The organism is Streptomyces sp. WAC04114 (assembly GCF_019733245.1).
GTDB lineage: Bacteria > Actinomycetota > Actinomycetes > Streptomycetales > Streptomycetaceae > Streptomyces > Streptomyces massasporeus_A.
Genome location: NZ_JAIGQA010000078.1, coordinates 1 through 16524, shown reverse-complemented (window position 1 = coordinate 16524; position 16524 = coordinate 1). Strand labels below are relative to the sequence as shown.

The 16524-nt window shown below is 72.4% G+C and carries 19 protein-coding genes and 1 tRNA gene; 9 read left to right on the top strand and 11 right to left on the bottom strand.

All coding sequences use genetic code 11. The annotated features are described in order from the left end of the window. The first annotated feature begins 141 nt into the window (after positions 1-141). The 7 genes from K4G64_RS20815 to K4G64_RS20785 all read left to right on the top strand — a co-directional run bounded on the left by K4G64_RS20815 (position 142) and on the right by K4G64_RS20785 (position 7624). A complete protein-coding gene (locus K4G64_RS20815; RefSeq protein WP_221757529.1) occupies positions 142-957 on the top strand; it encodes a hypothetical protein in 816 nt (271 codons plus the stop codon). A 141-nt stretch (positions 958-1098) separates the two neighbouring features. Beyond that, positions 1099-1911, top strand: coding sequence for an SAM-dependent methyltransferase (locus tag K4G64_RS20810; protein ID WP_221757528.1), 813 nt, complete (start codon positions 1099-1101; stop codon positions 1909-1911). A gap of 44 nt (positions 1912-1955) precedes the next feature. Beyond that, positions 1956-3359 carry a glutamine synthetase family protein gene (locus K4G64_RS20805; RefSeq protein ID WP_221757527.1) on the top strand — a complete coding sequence of 468 codons (1404 nt, stop codon included), beginning with the start codon at positions 1956-1958 and terminating at the stop codon, positions 3357-3359. A 1-nt stretch (position 3360) separates the two neighbouring features. Beyond that, positions 3361-4500 carry an amidohydrolase family protein gene (locus tag K4G64_RS20800; protein WP_221757526.1) on the top strand — a complete coding sequence of 380 codons (1140 nt, stop codon included), beginning with the start codon at positions 3361-3363 and terminating at the stop codon, positions 4498-4500. 76 nt (positions 4501-4576) lie between these two features. Further along, complete coding sequence (locus K4G64_RS20795) at positions 4577-5113, top strand: NUDIX hydrolase family protein (protein WP_190903650.1); 537 nt, start codon at positions 4577-4579, stop codon at positions 5111-5113. A gap of 48 nt (positions 5114-5161) precedes the next feature. Continuing rightward, positions 5162-6493, top strand: a complete 1332-nt coding sequence (locus K4G64_RS20790; RefSeq protein ID WP_221757525.1) for a PP2C family protein-serine/threonine phosphatase — start codon at positions 5162-5164, stop codon at positions 6491-6493. A 111-nt stretch (positions 6494-6604) separates the two neighbouring features. Further along, positions 6605-7624, top strand: coding sequence for an MASE1 domain-containing protein (locus K4G64_RS20785; RefSeq protein ID WP_221757524.1), 1020 nt, complete (start codon positions 6605-6607; stop codon positions 7622-7624). Between the two features lie 11 nt (positions 7625-7635). Here the strand turns inward: K4G64_RS20785 and K4G64_RS20780 are convergent. Beyond that, a tRNA-Pro gene (locus K4G64_RS20780) sits at positions 7636-7709 on the bottom strand. Between the two features lie 137 nt (positions 7710-7846). Between K4G64_RS20780 and K4G64_RS20775 the strand changes: the two genes are divergently transcribed. Next, the gene (locus tag K4G64_RS20775; RefSeq protein ID WP_221757523.1) at positions 7847-8551 is read left to right on the top strand and encodes a transketolase; all 705 of its coding nucleotides are present in this window, start codon (positions 7847-7849) and stop codon (positions 8549-8551) included. Positions 8552-8585: 34 nt separating this feature from the next. Beyond that, entirely contained in the window at positions 8586-9497 is a 912-nt protein-coding gene (locus K4G64_RS20770) for a transketolase family protein (protein WP_221757522.1), read from the top strand. A 13-nt stretch (positions 9498-9510) separates the two neighbouring features. On the opposite strand, the gene K4G64_RS20765 is transcribed toward K4G64_RS20770, so the two are convergent. The 10 genes from K4G64_RS20765 to K4G64_RS20720 form a co-directional block, all read right to left on the bottom strand. Next, the gene (locus tag K4G64_RS20765) at positions 9511-9867 is read right to left on the bottom strand and encodes an MmcQ/YjbR family DNA-binding protein (protein WP_221757521.1); all 357 of its coding nucleotides are present in this window, start codon (positions 9865-9867) and stop codon (positions 9511-9513) included. A 30-nt stretch (positions 9868-9897) separates the two neighbouring features. Continuing rightward, positions 9898-10425 carry a GNAT family N-acetyltransferase gene (locus K4G64_RS20760; RefSeq protein ID WP_221757520.1) on the bottom strand — a complete coding sequence of 176 codons (528 nt, stop codon included), beginning with the start codon at positions 10423-10425 and terminating at the stop codon, positions 9898-9900. Continuing rightward, on the bottom strand, positions 10422-10994 hold the full coding sequence (locus K4G64_RS20755) for a helix-turn-helix domain-containing protein (protein WP_221757519.1): 573 nt from the start codon (positions 10992-10994) through the stop codon (positions 10422-10424). The genes K4G64_RS20760 and K4G64_RS20755 overlap by 4 nt, the downstream gene beginning before the upstream one ends. A gap of 47 nt (positions 10995-11041) precedes the next feature. Further along, a complete protein-coding gene (locus K4G64_RS20750; RefSeq protein WP_221757518.1) occupies positions 11042-11944 on the bottom strand; it encodes a LysR family transcriptional regulator in 903 nt (300 codons plus the stop codon). A gap of 36 nt (positions 11945-11980) precedes the next feature. Further along, positions 11981-13174, bottom strand: coding sequence for a glycine C-acetyltransferase (locus K4G64_RS20745; RefSeq protein ID WP_221757517.1), 1194 nt, complete (start codon positions 13172-13174; stop codon positions 11981-11983). A 36-nt stretch (positions 13175-13210) separates the two neighbouring features. Next, the gene (gene tdh, locus K4G64_RS20740) at positions 13211-14239 is read right to left on the bottom strand and encodes an L-threonine 3-dehydrogenase (RefSeq protein WP_221757516.1); all 1029 of its coding nucleotides are present in this window, start codon (positions 14237-14239) and stop codon (positions 13211-13213) included. Positions 14240-14419: 180 nt separating this feature from the next. Further along, a complete protein-coding gene (locus K4G64_RS20735) occupies positions 14420-14992 on the bottom strand; it encodes a GAF domain-containing protein (protein WP_031107812.1) in 573 nt (190 codons plus the stop codon). 61 nt (positions 14993-15053) lie between these two features. Then, the gene (locus K4G64_RS20730) at positions 15054-15683 is read right to left on the bottom strand and encodes an ATP/GTP-binding protein (RefSeq protein WP_221757515.1); all 630 of its coding nucleotides are present in this window, start codon (positions 15681-15683) and stop codon (positions 15054-15056) included. Further along, positions 15661-16032: a DUF742 domain-containing protein gene (locus tag K4G64_RS20725; RefSeq protein WP_142166483.1), complete on the bottom strand. Its 372-nt coding sequence runs from the start codon at positions 16030-16032 to the stop codon at positions 15661-15663. Before K4G64_RS20725 ends, K4G64_RS20730 begins: the two co-directional genes overlap by 23 nt. A 2-nt stretch (positions 16033-16034) precedes the next feature. After that, a complete protein-coding gene (locus K4G64_RS20720; RefSeq protein ID WP_030840841.1) occupies positions 16035-16466 on the bottom strand; it encodes a roadblock/LC7 domain-containing protein in 432 nt (143 codons plus the stop codon). Between the last annotated feature and the right edge of the window lie 58 nt (positions 16467-16524).

Sequence of the window (16524 nt, the reverse complement as noted above, 5' to 3'; positions counted from 1 at the left end):
GTCTCATTGAACAGCGCCGGGGAGGCCTGACGCCAGGAGTCGGCAAACCCGCGCTCACCCGAACGGTCCGACGCCGGTGGTGGGCCATCGGCGGCGGTGGTGCGCTGAGGGCACGCGCCACGCTCTCAGGAGGCTCTCCCGATGACCCGTCGTCCGACCAGGCTCGCCCGCGTCCTGTCCTCCACCCTGGCGGCAGGCACGCTGCTCTCCACCGCCGCCTGCTCGGACGACGGCGGCACGGACGGTTCGCGCGCCTCAGGCGTCACCGCGTCCCAGGTCGCCGAAGTGCGGCAGACCCCCTCCCCCACCACCACCCTCTCCACGAACGGCGCCCGGACCGCGCTGATCACCGAGGCGGACATCGAGGACGACTGGACGCAGGTCAAGGACACGGAGGCCGAGAACTGGCACGACAGCCTGCTCGTCGGCACGGTCGACGTGTCCGACTTCGTGTCCGGCAAGGCCCAGGCGTCCGACTGCCAGCGGCTCATCGACTCCCTGTACGACGAGGATCTCCTGGGCCGGCCGTCGGGCGCCTCCGCGCTGCGCGGCTTCGAGCAGGGCGACTCCCGCCTGCTGTACCAGGTCGCCTCCTACGACCGGGCCGACCCGCAGGACTCCCTGGACTGGATGGCGACGCTGCCGGAGAAGTGTGACCAGTTCACCGTGACCGACGGCGACGAGAAGCGCACCGTCCAGGTCATCGAGACCTCGGTGCCCAAGGTGGGCGACGCCCGGCAGGGCCTGCGCGTGACGGTGCAGGGCTCGGTCGACGGCAACGACGCCACGCTGACCTTGAACGTCGCCGCCGTACGGGTCGGCGACGACGCGATCACCGTCACGGCGGGCGGGCTCGACGGGGGCGAGGACGACTCGATGAAGCAGGCGGCGCAACAGGGCACCGAGCGACTGGAGGACGTCCTGGCCGGGAAGTCGCCCGCCCCGAGCCCCACCTAGGCCGTCCGGCACGACGGGAAGCCCCTTTCCGGCCTCAACCGCCGTACCCGCTCCGCCGATTCCCGGGACAGCGTGATCATCGGAGCGGCACAATGGCGGCGGCGACCGGCCTCGGTCGTGCGGGCGAGGAGAGGACGAGTCGTGAGTGATGGCCACACCCCTTCGGGAGGGTCGGCGAGGCTGAACACCGGTGTGGCTCACAACGCGCGCGTGTGGAACTACTGGATCGGCGGCAAGGACAACTACGAGGTCGACCAGCAGGTCGGCGAGCACGTCGCCGGCATGTTCCCGATCATCCGGGACATCGCCCGCGCGGACCGGGACTTCCTCGGCCGGGCCGTGTCGTTCCTCGCCGGTGAGCGCGGGGTGCGGCAGTTCCTCGACATCGGCACGGGACTGCCGACGGCGGACAACACCCACGAGATCGCCCAGCGGATCGCGCCCGACTCGCGCATCGTCTACGTCGACAACGACCCGATCGTGCTGGTGCACGCCCGCACCCTGCTCACCGGCACCCATGACGGCGTCACCGCCAACATCGACGCCGATGTGCACGACCCGGACGCCATCCTCGAACGCGCCGGGCACACCCTCGACTTCACGCGGCCCGTCGCCGTGATGATGCTGGGCATCCTCAACTTCGTCCTGGACGTCGACAAGGCCCGGGACATCGTGCGCCGGATGATGGCCGCGGCACCGTCCGGCAGCTTCCTGGTCCTCACCCACCCGACGTTCGACGACGAGCTCGGCGGCGCGGGGCAGATCCCGGCCATGAAGTTCTGGAACGAGAACGCCACTCCCCCGATCACGGCCCGCAGCGGCGCCGACATCGCCGCGTTCTTCGAGGGCCTCGAGGTGCTCGAGCCGGGCATGGTGTCGTGCGGGCAGTGGCGCGCCGAGCCCGGTTCGGCGGTGCTGGTACCGCAGTACGGCGCGGTGGCCGTGAAGCCCTGACGGCGCCGCCCCCGTCGCAGCCCACGCAGAACCGCGGAGGACGTATGACCACCCTGGCCGATCCCGTGCCCGGCGGCCGCCCCGGCGACGTGGAGCGGGCCACCGCGCTGAGCGGCGAACTCGCCGGGCGGGGTGTGCACGGCGTGGTGCTGGCCTACGTCGACACCGCGGGCATCGGCCGGGTGAAGACCGTCCCGACGGCCCGGCTCGCCGCCGCGGCCGCCTGGGGCGTCGGCATGTCACCGGTGTTCGACACGTTCCTGGCGAACGACTCCATCGTCACCACCGACGTCCTCGGCTCGCCCGACGGCGACCTGCGCCTCTATCCGGACCTCGACCGGCTGGTCGTCCTGGCCGGGCAGCCCGGCTGGGCCTGGGCGCCGGTGGACCGCGTCACGCAGGACGGGGAGCGGCATCCCGGCTGCACCCGCACGTTCCTGCGCCGGATCGTCACCGAGGCGGCCGAGCGGCACGGCCTCACCTTCAGGGCCGCCATCGAGATCGAGTGGACCGTGGCCCGGGGGGACGCGCCCGGTGACGCGTTCGTGCCCGCGACGACCGGACCGGCGTACGGGGCGACCCGTCAGGTCGAGCTCGGGGACTACACCGCCGACCTGCTGGCGGCGTGCGCGGCCCAGGGCGTCGACGTCGAGCAGGTCCATCCCGAGTACGCGGCCGGGCAGTTCGAGATCTCGGTGGGTGCCGTCGATCCGGTGGCGGCGGCCGACCGCAGTGTCCTGGTCCGGCAGACCGTCCGTGCGGTGGCCCAGCGGCACGCACTGCGGGTCTCGTTCGCCCCGGCCGTCGTGGGCCGGGGTGTCGGCAACGGCGGGCACGTGCACCTGTCCGCCTGGCGCGACGGGGCGAACCTCCACGCCGGGGGCGCGGGCCGATACGGCATGACGGCGGAGGCGGAGTCCTTCACGGCCGGGATCCTCGCCCACCTGCCCGCCCTCACGGCCGTCACCGCCCCGAGCCCCGCCAGCCATCTGCGACTCAGGCCCTCCCAGTGGGCCGGGGTGTTCACGGCCTGGGGCCGCGAGACCCGGGAGACCGCGCTGCGGGTCGTCACCGGCACCGCGGGGCTGCGCGACCGGGCCGCCAACCTGGAGATCAAGCCCGTCGACCTGGCCGCCAACCCCTACCTCGCGATCGGCTCCCTGATCGCCGCCGGGCTGGACGGCCTGACGTCGTCCGCCCCTCTGCCCGAGGAGACCACCGGCGACCCGGCCCACCTGGGCGAGGCGGAAGCGGCGGCCCGGGGCGTGCGCCGGCTGCCGGACTCCCTGGAGCGGGCCGTCGAGGCCTTCCGCGACGACGAGGCCCTGCGGACGGCCCTCGGCCCGGTCCTGGCCGACGCGGTCATCGCCGTACGGCAGGGCGAGCAGGCGTCCGTCGCCGGGCTGGACGACGACCAGGTGGCGGCGGCGTACCGCTGGGTGTACTGACGTGAGCGCGGTCCGTGAGGCGCTCGACTCCGTACGGCTGGTCGACCACCACTGCCACGGCACCGTCACGGCCGACCTCGGCCGGGACGCCTTCGAGTCCCTCCTCACCGAGGGTGAGGCGTGGCCGGGGATGTCGCCCTTCGACACCCCGGTGGGCGTGGCCGTGCGCCGCCACTGCGCTCCCCTGCTCGACCTGCCCCGGCACGCGCCGGCCGGGGAGTACCTCGCTCGCCGCTCGGAACTCGGCCGGCGCGAGGTACAGCGCCGCTTCCTGCGCGCCGCGGGCACGGACGTCTTCTGCGTCGACACCGGCTACGCCCCCCACCCCCTCACCACGCCGCGGGAGATCGCCGAGGCCGCGGGCGGGACCTCGTACGAGGTCGTGCGGCTGGAGGGCGTCGCGGAGTCGGTGCAGGCAGCGGGCGTCGAACCGGACGCGTACGCGGATGCCTTCCACGCTGCCGCGCTGGAGGCGGTGCGGCGGCCGGGCGTGGTCGCCGTCAAGTCGGTGGCGGCCTACCGCACCGGCTTCGACCTGGACCCGGCCCGCCCCTCGGAGGATGAGGTCACCGAAGCGGCCCGGGGCTGGCTCTCCCGGGGTGGACGCCTCGACGACCCGGTCCTCGTACGGCACCTGCTGTGGACCGCCGTCGACCTCGGTCTGCCGCTCCAGCTGCACACCGGGTTCGGCGACAACGACATCCGGCTGCACGGGGTGGACCCCAGCCACCTCACAGACTGGCTGCACCTCACCGCCGGGAGGATCCCCGTCCTGCTCCTGCACTGCTGGCCCTACCAGCGACAGGCGGCCTACCTCGCCGCGGTCTTCGAGCAGGTGTACCTCGACGTCGGACTCACCCTCCACCACGTCGGCCCCGCCCGGGCGGGTGCGGTCCTCGCGGAGGCCCTGGAGATCACACCGTTCCGCAAACTGCTGTACAGCTCGGACGCCTATGGTGTGGCCGAGTTCTACCACCTCGGGGCGCTCGCCTTCCGGCAAGGGCTCGCGGAACTGCTCCAGGGGCGCGTGGACGCCGACGAGCTGTCCCTGCCGGACGCGCTGCGGATCGCGCGGTGGACCGGGCGGGACAACGCCCTGCGCATCTACCGGCTACGGGATCACGGGCCGGAGGACGATTGAACAGGCGTGTGGCCGGTCACAGTTCTCCTCGAGCGGCTACCCAGGAAGTCCGAACGGCTGAAAGTATGATCAAGCAATGTCTGACATGACCGAAACCACGCCCGGCTGGCTGTCCTCCGACGAGCTGGAGATGACACGCGCCCGCATGCCGATCCTCTACGTCGAGGCCGTCCCGGTCCGCGTCGACGACAGCGGCGAGGTGACCAGCGTCGGCCTGCTGCTGCGCATCGGCCCCGACGGTACGGTCAGCCGGACGCTGGTCTCCGGCCGCGTGCTGCACCACGAGCGCGTCCGCGACGCCCTGCTGCGCCACCTGGAGAAGGACCTCGGCCCGGTCGCGCTCCCCCGCGTCCCGGCGTCGCTCCAGCCGTTCACGGTCGCGGAGTACTTCCCGACGCAGGGCATCACGCCCTACCACGACCCGCGCCAGCACGCGGTGTCCCTGGCCTACATCGTGCCGGTGTCGGGTGACTGCCGGCCCCGGCAGGACGCGCTCGACCTGGTGTGGTTCAGCCCCCAGGACGCCGTCTCGGAGGCGATGCAGAGCGAGATGCCGGGCGGGCACGGGGTGCTGCTGAAGCAGGCGCTGGCGCATGCGGGCTGCGCGATCTGAGGCCTAAGCTCTTGTCCGTGACCGACCTCCGGCCAGGAGGTGCTCGTGATGGCCGCGGAGCAGAACCCGTTTCCCGGGCAGCCACACCTGCCCGACCTGCATGTGCGCCTGCGCACGGAGCTGAGCCGGATCGACGAGCAGCTGCGCGCCCTGCTGGACGCGATGGACCGGATGCAGGGCCTGCTGGACGCCGTGGTGGCCATCAGCCGCGAGGTGGAGCTCCCCGCGGTACTGCACCGCATCGTGACCACGGCCATGGACCTGGTCGGCGCCCGTTACGGCGCTCTCGGCGTGCTCAACGACACCGGTGAGCACCTGGAGGAGTTCATCACCGCCGGCCTCTCCGTGGGGGAACGCGCCGACCTGGCCGAGACCGGTCTGCCGACCGGCCGGGGCGTCCTCGGTCATCTGATCAGCCACCCCGAGCCCCTGCGGATCGGCGACATCCCGGCCCATGCCGCCTCCGTCGGCTTCCCGCCCGGCCATCCGCACCTGCGGAGCCTGCTCGGCGTCGCCATCGCCGTCCGCGGCGAGATCTACGGCGATCTGTACCTCTCCGAGCGGCGCGACGGGCAGCCCTTCGACGTCCACGACGAGAACGTCGTAACGGCCCTGGCCAGCGCCGCCGGCATCGCGATCGAGAATGTCCGCCTGTTCGAACGGGTGCGCGTGGGGGCCGAGCAGTTCCAGCGGCTGCTGCTGCCGACGCTGCCCGACCTGCGGCCGTTCACCGCCGCGGCCGTCTACCGGCCGGCCGCCGAGCCCAGCAGACTCGGCGGGGACTGGTACGACGCGATCCCGCTGCCCGACGACGTGGTGGCGGTCGTCATCGGTGACGTGGTCGGACACGACCTGCACGCCGCGGCGGCGATGGCCTCCACCCGCAACATGCTGCGCGCCCTGCTCTTCGACCGGGACAGTTCACCGGGCGCGGTCCTGACCCGGCTCGACCGCACGCTCCAGGCGGTCACGCCCAATCCCGTCACGACCACCGCTCTGGCCCGCATCGAACCGGACGGACCCGGCTGGCGCCTGCGCTGGAGCACCGCGGGGCATGTCCCACCCCTGCTGATCACTCCGGAGCGCCGGGTCGAGATCCTGACCGCCGAGCCCGGACTGCCGCTCGGGGTCGATCCCGAGGAGCCCCGCCCCGACCACTCCCGCTTCCTTCCCCCCGGCACCACCCTGGTCTTCTTCACCGACGGCCTGATCGAGCACCCCCGCCACCCCATCGACCGGAGCCTGGACGAGCTGGCCGATCTCGCCGCGGTCCACGCCGCCCTGCCCTTGCGGGACTTCGTGTGCGCGCTGGCCGATGACCATCCCAGCGACGGTCACGACGACATCGCCCTCCTCGCCCTGCGGACTCCGGCGGCTTGACGCCCGGGCGCCCGGGCATCGGTGAGAGCCGAACATCCAGCTCAGCGGCCTTGTGGAGGATCCGGGGAATCCGGCGGATGATGGTCGGGGGATGTCGATGCGGAGGCGCCGATGACGGTCGCGCGGCAGGCACGGCCCCGGCGCCGGGTCCGGGTCGCCCTGGAGATCTGCGCCGTCGCCGGGCTCTACTACGGCGCGGCCGAACTCGGGTTGCTCCAGCAGCTGGTGCGGAATCAGGTCACGCCACTGTGGCCGCCGAGCGGCATCGCGCTGGCGAGCCTGCTCCTGCTCGGACCGCGGGTCTGGCCCGGGATCGCGCTCGGCGCGTTCCTGGTCAACGTCACGCTGGGGCCGTCGGTGCCGGCCGTTCTCGCCATCGCCGCGGGCAACACGCTCGCGCCGGTCTGTTCATACGTCCTGCTCCGCCGTGCCGGGTTCCACAACGAACTGGACCGGCTGCGGGACGCGCTGGCCCTGATCTTCCTCGGGGCCTTCACCGGGATGCTGGTCAGCGCCACGGTCGGCAGCGGGACGCTGGCCCTGACCGGTGTGCTGGACGCCGGCGACTTCGCGTCGACCTGGTCGGTCTGGTGGACCGGTGATGCGATGGGTGTCCTGACGGTCACCCCCGTGCTGCTCCTGCTCCGCTCGGCCCACTGGCCGCGGGGCGTCTCACCGGCCCGGTGGGCGGAGGGGATCCTGCTGGTGGCGGCCACGGCCTGCGTCGGCTTCGTCGAGACCAGCGAGACACCGCTGCTGTTCCTCGGATTCCCGCTGCTGATCTGGGCCGGCTTCCGCTTCCGGCTGCCCGGGGCCGCGCCCTGCGCCCTCGCGGTGTCGGTCTTCGCGGTCGTCTCGGCCGGGCAGAAATCCGGCCCGTTCGCCGGCCACGACCTGTTCACCAACATGATCACCCTGCAGGCGTTCAACGCCTCCGCCTCGCTGACCGCGCTCCTGCTCGGGGCGGCCGTGGGGGAACGGGCCCAGACCGAGCGGGAGATCGCCCAGGCGTGCAGACAGCTCGCCGAGATGGCGAGCAGGATCGCCACCAGCGACCGCAGGCCGGCACTCCCCGTCCGCAGAAATGATCAAGAGGCCGTATCCGTGGAATCCGATACGGCCTCTGAGTGACTGCCTCACAGTCGGGACGACAGGATTTGAACCTGCGACCCCTTGACCCCCAGTCAAGTGCGCTACCAAGCTGCGCCACGTCCCGTTGCCCGTCTGACCTGGGAGTTCCCCCGGCCGAAACGCGCAGGGAAACAATACCGCACTCGCACCGGTGATCGCGCATTCGTTTCCGGGCGGGAGCCGCTTGACCTCAAGTTTGGTTGAGGTTGCACGCTCGTCGTCATGACCGACGCGACGCAGACGTACGCATACACGTATGCCGACCTGGCGGGCCTGATGGGCCTGATGACCGGCGACGAGAAGCACGGCCCGGCCGCGACGTCCACGCTGGACGTGCTGTGGGTGCTGTACGACCGGGTGCTGCGGGTGAGCCCGCAGGGCAGGGACGACCCGGGGCGGGACCGGTTCCTGCTGTCGAAGGGGCACGGGCCGATGGCGTACTACGCCGTGCTGGCCGCCAAGGGGTTCCTGCCGGTGGAGTGGCTGCCGGGCTTCGGCTCGTACGACTCCCCGCTCGGCCACCATCCCGACCGGACGCTCGTGCCGGGGGCCGAGATTGGCAGCGGATCGCTGGGGCACGGGCTGCCGATCGCCGTCGGTACGGCACTGGGGCTGCGCGCCCAGGGACTCGACGAACCGCGGGTGTGGACGCTGATCGGGGACGCCGAGCTGGACGAGGGCAGCAACCACGAGGCGATCGCCTTCGCAGGGCCCGCCGGGCTCGACCGGCTGCACACCGTCGTCGTCGACAACTCCTCCGCCACGTACGCCCGTCCCGGCGGGATCGCCGCCCGTTTCGAGGCGGCGGGCTGGTCCGCGCTCACCGTCGACGGCCGTGATCACGAGGCTCTGTACGCCGCCTTCACCGCGCCGCACCCGGGCCGCCCGCACGTGGTCGTGGCCCGGGTCGAGCCGAAGTCCGCCTGATCTTCCGACACCGAGACCGAGGAGTCTCCTTTCCATGGACACCATGCGTGACCGTTTCGCCCCTGTCGTCTCCCGGCTGCTCGACGAGGATCCCCGAGTGGCGGTGGTCCTCGCCGCGATCGGCACGGACGGTTTCGCCGGGGCCGCCCGCCGCCATCCCGGTCGGGTCGTCGACGTCGGCATCCGGGAGCAGCTCCTGATCGGGGCGGCGGCGGGGCTGGCGCTGACCGGACTACGGCCCGTCGTGCACACCTTCGCCAGCTTCCTCGTGGAGCGGCCCTTCGAGCAGGTGAAGCTGGACCTCGGGCACCAGGAAGCGGGCGCGGTGCTGGTCAGCGCCGCCGCCTCCTTCGACTGGCCGGCCGGCGGCTACACGCACATGGCGCCGGGCGACGTGGCGGTGCTGGACACGCTGGACGGCTGGACCGTCCATGTGCCGGGGCACCCGGACGAGGCCGAGACGCTGCTGCGGCACGCGGTCGCCGCGGGCGACGACAAGGTGTACGTACGGCTGTCCGTCCAGGCCAACGGGCAGGCGCTGCCGGTCGACGGGGAGCGCTTCCTCACGGTCCGCGAGGGCCGCTCCGGCGTGGTCGTCGCCGTCGGGCCGATGCTCGACGCCGTACTCGCCGCCACCGAGGGGCTGGACGTCACCGTCCTGTACGCGACCACCGTCCGCCCCTTCGACGGCGCCGCCCTGCGCCGGGCCACCGAGACGGCCGCGACGGACGTCGTCCTCGTCGAGCCCTACCTGGCGGGCACGTCGACGGCCGCCGCGAACGACGCGCTGTCGGATGTGCCGCACCGGGTCCTCGGGCTGGGCGTGGGCCGTCGCGAACTGCGGCGGTACGGGCGGGTGGAGGAGCATGTCGCCGCCCACGGTCTCGACGCCCGGTCGCTGCGGGAACGCATCTCGGGATTCCTCGGGGCGGCGGTCCGGGTCTGAGGCCGGGAGGGCGTCACTGCGCGGGCAGGCCGAGCCCGGGGTGGGCCTCCAGGAGCCGGGTCGGGGCCGCCTGGCGCCAGGAGTCGGCGAGGATGTCCCGCAGCTCGCCCTCGTCCTCGATGGCGTCGAGCCGGGCCCGCACCCAGGCGAACTGGGACTCGTGGTCGGCGATCCAGAACTTCCCCGGCTCGGCGAGCACCAGTTCGTTGCGCTCCTCCTTGGGGCAGCGCACGGCGATGGAGGTCTCGTCCTCCGGCAGCGTGGCGAACATCTTTCCCGCGACCCGGAACGTGGGCATGCTCCAGGCGATCTTCTCCGTCGTGTCCGGCAGGGACAAGGCGATCCGTCGTACGTCTTCGGCATCCGGCATGGCAGGCACCGTATCGGCTCCCACCGACAATCACCTGGTGGGAGCGGTTTCCGGTACGCGCTTGTAGTAGATCGTCGTCGGCCGCAGCACCCCGCCGGGGTCGGCCGCGTAGTCCGGGATGGCACCGATGGGGGTCCAGCCGCTGGACCGGTACAGCTGTTCGGCGGGGCTGCCGGTCTCGGTGTCCAGGTGCAGGAGGGTGATGCCGGCCGCCTCGGCCGCGGCCTGAGCCGTGGCCAGGAGCCTGCGGCCGAGGCCGCGCCCACGGGCGTCCGGGTGCACCATCAGTTTCACGAGCTCGGCGCGGTGACGGCTGTTGGCCTTGTCGGCAAAGGCCAGGCCGACGGTGCCGAGCACCCGCTCCCCGTCGCACGCCGCCCATACGGCGAGCCGGCCCGCGGCGACGTCGGCGGCCCGGCCCTCCCACCAGGCCAGGGCCTCCGCCCGGGCGAGCGGGGCGAGGAAGCCGACGGAGGCACCCCCGTTCACGGTGCCCGTCAGCAGATCCGCCAACTCCCCTGCCCTTCGCAGCAGTTGAACCTCGTCCAGTCGGTTCACGGCCGCACCACCGCCAGCAGGTAGCGGACGCCCCCGGGATCCGCGCACCGGAACCGGGTCGGGCCCCACACCCGCATCCGCAGGCAGTCACCGGCGTCCAAACGGTGTTCGGTGTCCTGCGCAGTCACCTCCAGGGCGCCTTCCAGGATCCAGATGTGCTGCTCCAGTCCGGCCACGGGCGGCCGGTCGTAGGCCAGGTCGGCGCCGGGTGCGAGGCGGGCCTCGACCAGCTCGCCGCGCAGGGCGGTGTGCGGGGGCGACACGGACCGGCGTACGAAGCCGGAGGCGCGGTCCTGCCACACGGGCTGGGCGGTGGAGCGGACGACGGTCTCCGGTTCGGCCTCGACCTCGCTGAGGAGCTGGGACATGGTGCGCCCATAGACGGCGCACAGGCGGTTCAGGAGGCGGGCCGTGGGGCTGATCTCAGCCCGCTCGGCCCGGGACAGGGTGGACCGGCTCACCCCGCTGCGGTCGGCCAACTCACCCAGGGACCAGTCGCGTTCGGCCCGCAGCTCGGCCAGGCGCGCACCCAGCCTGGCGTCCACGGGATCCGTCTGGTCGCTTCTCATTTCCGGGACGCTATCCCGGATATGAGACAGGCGGGTTACGGGGGGGCTCACAGCCGCGCCGCCGCGCCGAGTGCCTCCAGCACGGGGCTGATCAGGGGGTGTTCCTCGGCTCCCCTGCGGACGGCGGCGAAGACCCGGCGGGTCGGGGGCGTTCCGTCGACGGGGCGTACAACCACCCCGGTGAGGTCCATGCCGCGCAGTGCCGAGCGCGGCACCAGGGCGACACCCGCATCGGCCGAGGCGAGGGCGACGACCGCGCGGAAGTCGTCCGAGGAGTGCTCCATGCGGGGCTGGAAACCGGCGTTCTCGCAGGCCAGGATGACCACGTCGTGGCAGGGGTTGCCGGGGTACTGGCCGATCCACGGGTCCTTGGCCAGGTCGGCGAGGGGCACCTCGGCCGCATCGGCCAGGCGGTGGGTGACCGGGACGACCGCGTCGAAGGGCTCGGCGTACAGCGGTACGTGGGCCAGTCTCGGGTCGTCGGCGGGCGGGGCCCCGCGGTACTCGACGGCGACGGCGACATCGACCTGCCGGTCCAGCACCATCGGCAGGCTGGCGTCGCCCTCGGCGTCCTGGACGCGGATGCGGATCCCGGGCGCCGTGTGGGCGAGGGCGGCCACGGCGGGCGCGACGACCAGGGCGATGCCGGTGGCGAAGGAGGCGACCGTGACGGTGCCGGCCGCTCCCGAGCTGTAGGCGGCGAGTTCGGCCTCGGCCCTCTCCAGCTGGGCGAGGACCACGTTGGTATGGTTGAGCAGGATCTCGCCGGCGGGGGTGAGCCGCACCCCCTTGGCGCCGCGCTCTACGAGCCGGTGGCCGGTCTCCTGCTCCAGGGCGGCGAGCTGCTGGGAGACGGCCGACGGGGTGAGATACAGCGCGGCGGCAGCCGCCGTCACCGTACGGTGGTCGGCCACCGCCCGGAGGATGTGGAGCCGCCGCGCTTCGATCATGCGATCGATTGTCTCAAATGCGCCCCGTGCCGGCGGTCAGCCCTCCAGCTCGGCGCGCGCGCCCACGAACGCGTCGACCGCGCGGTTGACGTCCTCCGTGGAGTGCGCGGCGGACAGCTGGACGCGGATCCGGGCCTGGCCCTGCGGCACCACCGGGTAGGAGAAGCCGATGACGTAGACGCCGCGCTCCAGCAGCAGCTCCGCCATCCGGCCGGCGACCGCCGCGTCGCCGATCATCACCGGGGCGATGGCGTGGTCGCCGGGGAGGACGTCGAAGCCCTCCTCGGTCATCCGCCCACGGAACAGGGCCGTGTTCTCGGCCAGCCGGACCCGCAGGTCGTCCGCCGCCTCCAGCAGGTCGAGGACCTTCAGGGAGGCCGCCGCGATGACCGGGGCGAGGGTGTTGGAGAACAGGTACGGCCGGGAGCGCTGGCGCAGCAGGGCGACGATCTCGGCGCGGGCGGCGACGTAGCCGCCGGAGGCGCCGCCGAGGGCCTTGCCGAGGGTGCCGGTGATGATGTCGACGCGGTCCATGACGCCGTGCAGCTCGGGCGTGCCGCGGCCGCCGGGGCCGACGAAGCCGACGGCGTGGGAGTCGTCGACCATGACCATCGCGTCGTAGCGGTCGGCGAGGTCGCAGATCTCGCGCAGCGGGGCGACGTAGCCGTCCATGGAGAAGACGCCGTCGGTGACGATCAGACGGCGGCGCGCATCGGAGGCCTCCTTGAGCCGGGCCTCCAGTTCGGCCAGGTCACGGTTGGCGTAGCGCAGGCGGCGGGCCTTGGACAGGCGGATGCCGTCGATGATGGAGGCGTGGTTGAGGGCGTCGGAGATGACCGCGTCCTCCGGGCCGAGCAGCGTCTCGAACACGCCGCCGTTGGCGTCGAAGCAGGAGGAGTAGAGGATCGTGTCCTCCTGGCCGAGGAAGGCGGACAGGCGCGCCTCCAGCTCCTTGTGCACCTCCTGGGTGCCGCAGATGAAGCGGACGGAGGCCATGCCGTAGCCCCAGCGGTCCAGGGCCTCGTGGGCGGCGGCGACGACCTCGGGGTGGTCGGCGAGGCCGAGGTAGTTGTTGGCGCAGAAGTTGAGGACCTCGCCGGGCCGGCCGCCCGCGGTGACGTTCACGGTGGCGGACTGCGGGCTGCCGATCACGCGCTCGGGCTTGTGCAGGCCGGCGGCGCGGATCTCGTCGAGGGTGGCGCGCAGGTCGTCGCGCACGGAGTCGAACATCGGGAAAGCTCCTAAGGTGCTCGCGGAGAAGGGGGGTTACGCGGTCCAGTCCAGGATGACCTTGCCGCCGCGGCCGCTCGCCGCGTCCTCGAACGCGGCCTCGAAGTCGCGGTGGCCGTAGCGGCCGGTGATGACGGGCGCGAGGTCGAGGCCGGCCTCCAGCAGGACCGACATGGCGTACCAGGTCTCGAACATCTCGCGGCCGTAGATGCCCTTGATGGTGATCATGGAGGTGACGATGCGGGCCCAGTCGACGGGGAACTCCTGCGCGGGCAGGCCGAGCATCGCGATCCGGCCACCGTGCGTCATGTTGGCGATCATGTCGCGCATCGCCTCGGGGCGGCCGGACATCTCCAGGCCGATGTCGAAGCCCTCGCGCAGTCCGAGCGTGCGCTGCCCGTCGGCGATGGTGGAGCCGGAGACGTCGAGGGCGAGGCTGACACCGATCTTGCGGGCCAGCTCCAGCCGCTCCGGGCTGACGTCGGTGATCACGACGTTGCGGGCGCCGGCGTGCTTGGCCACGGCGGCCGCCATCAGGCCGATGGGTCCCGCGCCGGTGATCAGGACGTCCTCGCCGACGAGCGGGAAGGACAGCGCGGTGTGCACGGCGTTGCCGAACGGGTCGAAGATCGCGGCCACGTCGAGGTCGACGGGCACCCGGTGCACCCAGACGTTGGCGGCGGGCAGGGCGACGTACTCGGCGAAGGCTCCGTCCCGGCCCACCCCGAGTCCCACGGTCGCCCGGCACAGATGCCGGCGCCCGGCCAGGCAGTTGCGGCACTTGCCGCACACCAGATGGCCCTCGCCGCTGACCCGGTCACCGACGGAGATGTCGGTGACGTCCCGCCCGGTGCCGACGACCTCGCCGACGAACTCGTGTCCGAGCACGAGCGGGGTGCTGATCGCCTGCTGGGCCCAGCCGTCCCAGGCGCGGATGTGCAGGTCGGTCCCGCAGATTCCGGTGCGCAGCACCCTGATGAGTACGTCGCCGGGCCCGACGGTGGGCTCGGGGACGTCCGCGAGCCACAGCCCGGGTTCCGCCTTCTGCTTGACCAGCGCCTTCACCGCTACGGCTCCTGGGGGTGAGTCCCGGCTCCGGGTACGCCGAAGGAACCCCTGGGCCGGGAGAGGAGTGGGATCGCACTGAAATCTGCCGTACGGCGGGCGGGCCGGTCCATCGAGGATTTCTTAAGCGCCGCCGCAGCTTTCCTTCACGCCCCGGCAGGCCCGCGCGAAACCCGGGTTTCAGTAGGGCGGCAGGCCGTCCCGGCTCTCCAGCTCCACGACGAGCTGTGCGGCGTGCTCCTTGATCGCCGTCAGGCCCGGCTTCCCCCACGGCCGCGGCTCGACGTCCGCGACGCTGATGGTGCCCAGCACCAGGCCCGTGCCGTCGATGAGGGGCGCCCCCAGATAGGAGCGGATGCCGAACTCGTCGACCACCGGATTACCCGCGAACCTCGGATAGTCGCCGACGTCCTCCAGGGCGAGGGCCTTGCGGCGCGCCACCACATGGGGGCAGAAGCCGTGGTCGCGGGGCAGGGCACGGCTGAGGCGCGGGCTGGTGCCGTCGCTGCGCACCACCGGCGCCACGGCCGGCACGTGCAGGCCCGCGTAGAACTGCCCCTGCTCGTCGGGGAGGTTGACCATGGCGTACGGCGCACCGGTGAGCTCGGCGAGGCGGTACGCGAAGGAGTCCAGTGCGGGTTCGGGGCGCTCGCCCAGGCCCAGTCTGCGCAGTCGGCGGGTGCGGGCGGGGGCCTCCTTGTCCTCGGGTGTGAGCAGCAGACGACCGGCCGGGCGCGGCGGGTCGTAGGTCATGGGCATGCTCCCGGGTTGTGAACTCGCGTCATATACGGCCTCCGTGGCGGGTGTGAGGGGGTCACGTGTGGGCGCCGTACCCCGTCGCGGGGGCCGGGGTGTGGGCGATGAGGTGGCGCACCAGGGTCAGCAGGGTCTGGACCCCGGAGCTGGAGATCCGCGCGTCGCAGCACACGACGGGCACGTCGTCGGACAGGTCGAGGGCACCGCGCACCTCCGCGGGGTCGTAGCGGTAGGCGCCGTCGAACTCGTTGACGGCGATGATGAAGCCGAGGCCGCGCTGTTCGAAGAAGTCGACGGCGGCGAAACACTCCTGCAGTCGTCGGGTGTCGGCGAGGATGACCGCGCCGAGCGCGCCCTCGCACAACTCGTCCCACATGAACCAGAATCGCTCCTGGCCGGGTGTGCCGAACAGGTACAGCACATGTCGCGGGTCGAGGGTGATGCGGCCGAAGTCCATGGCCACGGTCGTCTCGACCTTGTTCTCGATGCCGTCGAGGTTGTCGGTCGCGGCACTGACGGTGGTGAGCAGTTCCTCCGTGCTGAGCGGCGCGATCTCGCTGACCGCGCCGACGAAGGTCGTCTTGCCCACGCCGAACCCGCCCGCCACCAGGATCTTCAGCGCGGTGGGGAACGGGTCGGCGCCGTGGCGCGGCCCGTCGGTGTAGTCAGAGCTGTCGTCGTAGTCCATCGAGCACTGCCTCCAGAAGGGCCCGGTCCGTCGGGTTGTGGTGGAACGCGGGGGGCTTGGTGGTCAACGCCCCGCAGTCGACGAGGTCCGCCAGCAGCACCTTGGTGACGGCCACCGGCAGCGTGAGATGGGCGGCGACCTCGGCGACTGCGACGGGCACCCGGCATCGTTCGAGCGCCTGCGCGTGCTCGGGGCCGAGATAGCCGAGGGGGGTCGCCCCGGTGGCCATCACCTGCGAGACGAGGTCGAGCGCGACGGTCGGACGGGTGCGGCCGTTGCTGACCGTGAACGGCCGCACCAGCCGCCCGGCCGCGTCGTCGAGCCAGGGCCCGTCACCGGCCGCCGTCACGCTCAAGGCCTCATCGCCGGGGATTCGACGGACTGCCGGGGAGCGGTCACCAGGTAGGGGCGGACGCTCTTGACCAGCATCGCCATCTCGTAGCCCAGCACGGCCGCGTCGGCCTCCCGGCCGGCCAGCACGGCCAGGCAGGTGCCAGAGCCGGCGGTCGTGACGAACAGCAGGGTCGAGGCGAGTTCGACGACGACCTGCCGCACGTCGCCGCCGTCACCGAAGCGGACACCGGCGCTGCGGCCGAGGGAGTACAGGCCGGAGGCCAGGGCGGCCATGTGGTCGGCGCTGTCCGGGTCGAGACCGTGCACGGACTTCACGAGCCCGTCGCAGGACAGCAGCACCGCGGCGGTCGTGTGCGGTACGCGCTGCACGAGGCCGCTCATCAGCCAGTCGAGATCGGATACATGGGCGGTCGGCGCATCGCTCGCCATGGTGGATCGACTCCTTGGGGTACGAAGGTCTGCGGGAGCGCTGGGGGTGGGGGTGGGA

Coding starts and splice junctions, on each gene's coding strand:
- K4G64_RS20765 (WP_221757521.1), bottom strand. CDS start 9,867: ATGCCGGATGCCGAAGACGTACGACGGATCGCCTTGTCCCTGCCGGAC.
- K4G64_RS20790 (WP_221757525.1), top strand. CDS start 5,162: ATGGCCGCGGAGCAGAACCCGTTTCCCGGGCAGCCACACCTGCCCGAC.
- K4G64_RS20770 (WP_221757522.1), top strand. CDS start 8,586: ATGGACACCATGCGTGACCGTTTCGCCCCTGTCGTCTCCCGGCTGCTC.
- K4G64_RS20730 (WP_221757515.1), bottom strand. CDS start 15,683: ATGGACTACGACGACAGCTCTGACTACACCGACGGGCCGCGCCACGGC.
- K4G64_RS20745 (WP_221757517.1), bottom strand. CDS start 13,174: ATGTTCGACTCCGTGCGCGACGACCTGCGCGCCACCCTCGACGAGATC.
- K4G64_RS20795 (WP_190903650.1), top strand. CDS start 4,577: ATGTCTGACATGACCGAAACCACGCCCGGCTGGCTGTCCTCCGACGAG.
- K4G64_RS20805 (WP_221757527.1), top strand. CDS start 1,956: ATGACCACCCTGGCCGATCCCGTGCCCGGCGGCCGCCCCGGCGACGTG.
- K4G64_RS20735 (WP_031107812.1), bottom strand. CDS start 14,992: ATGACCTACGACCCGCCGCGCCCGGCCGGTCGTCTGCTGCTCACACCC.
- K4G64_RS20785 (WP_221757524.1), top strand. CDS start 6,605: ATGACGGTCGCGCGGCAGGCACGGCCCCGGCGCCGGGTCCGGGTCGCC.
- K4G64_RS20755 (WP_221757519.1), bottom strand. CDS start 10,994: ATGAGAAGCGACCAGACGGATCCCGTGGACGCCAGGCTGGGTGCGCGC.
- K4G64_RS20775 (WP_221757523.1), top strand. CDS start 7,847: ATGACCGACGCGACGCAGACGTACGCATACACGTATGCCGACCTGGCG.
- K4G64_RS20750 (WP_221757518.1), bottom strand. CDS start 11,944: ATGATCGAAGCGCGGCGGCTCCACATCCTCCGGGCGGTGGCCGACCAC.
- K4G64_RS20815 (WP_221757529.1), top strand. CDS start 142: ATGACCCGTCGTCCGACCAGGCTCGCCCGCGTCCTGTCCTCCACCCTG.
- K4G64_RS20720 (WP_030840841.1), bottom strand. CDS start 16,466: ATGGCGAGCGATGCGCCGACCGCCCATGTATCCGATCTCGACTGGCTG.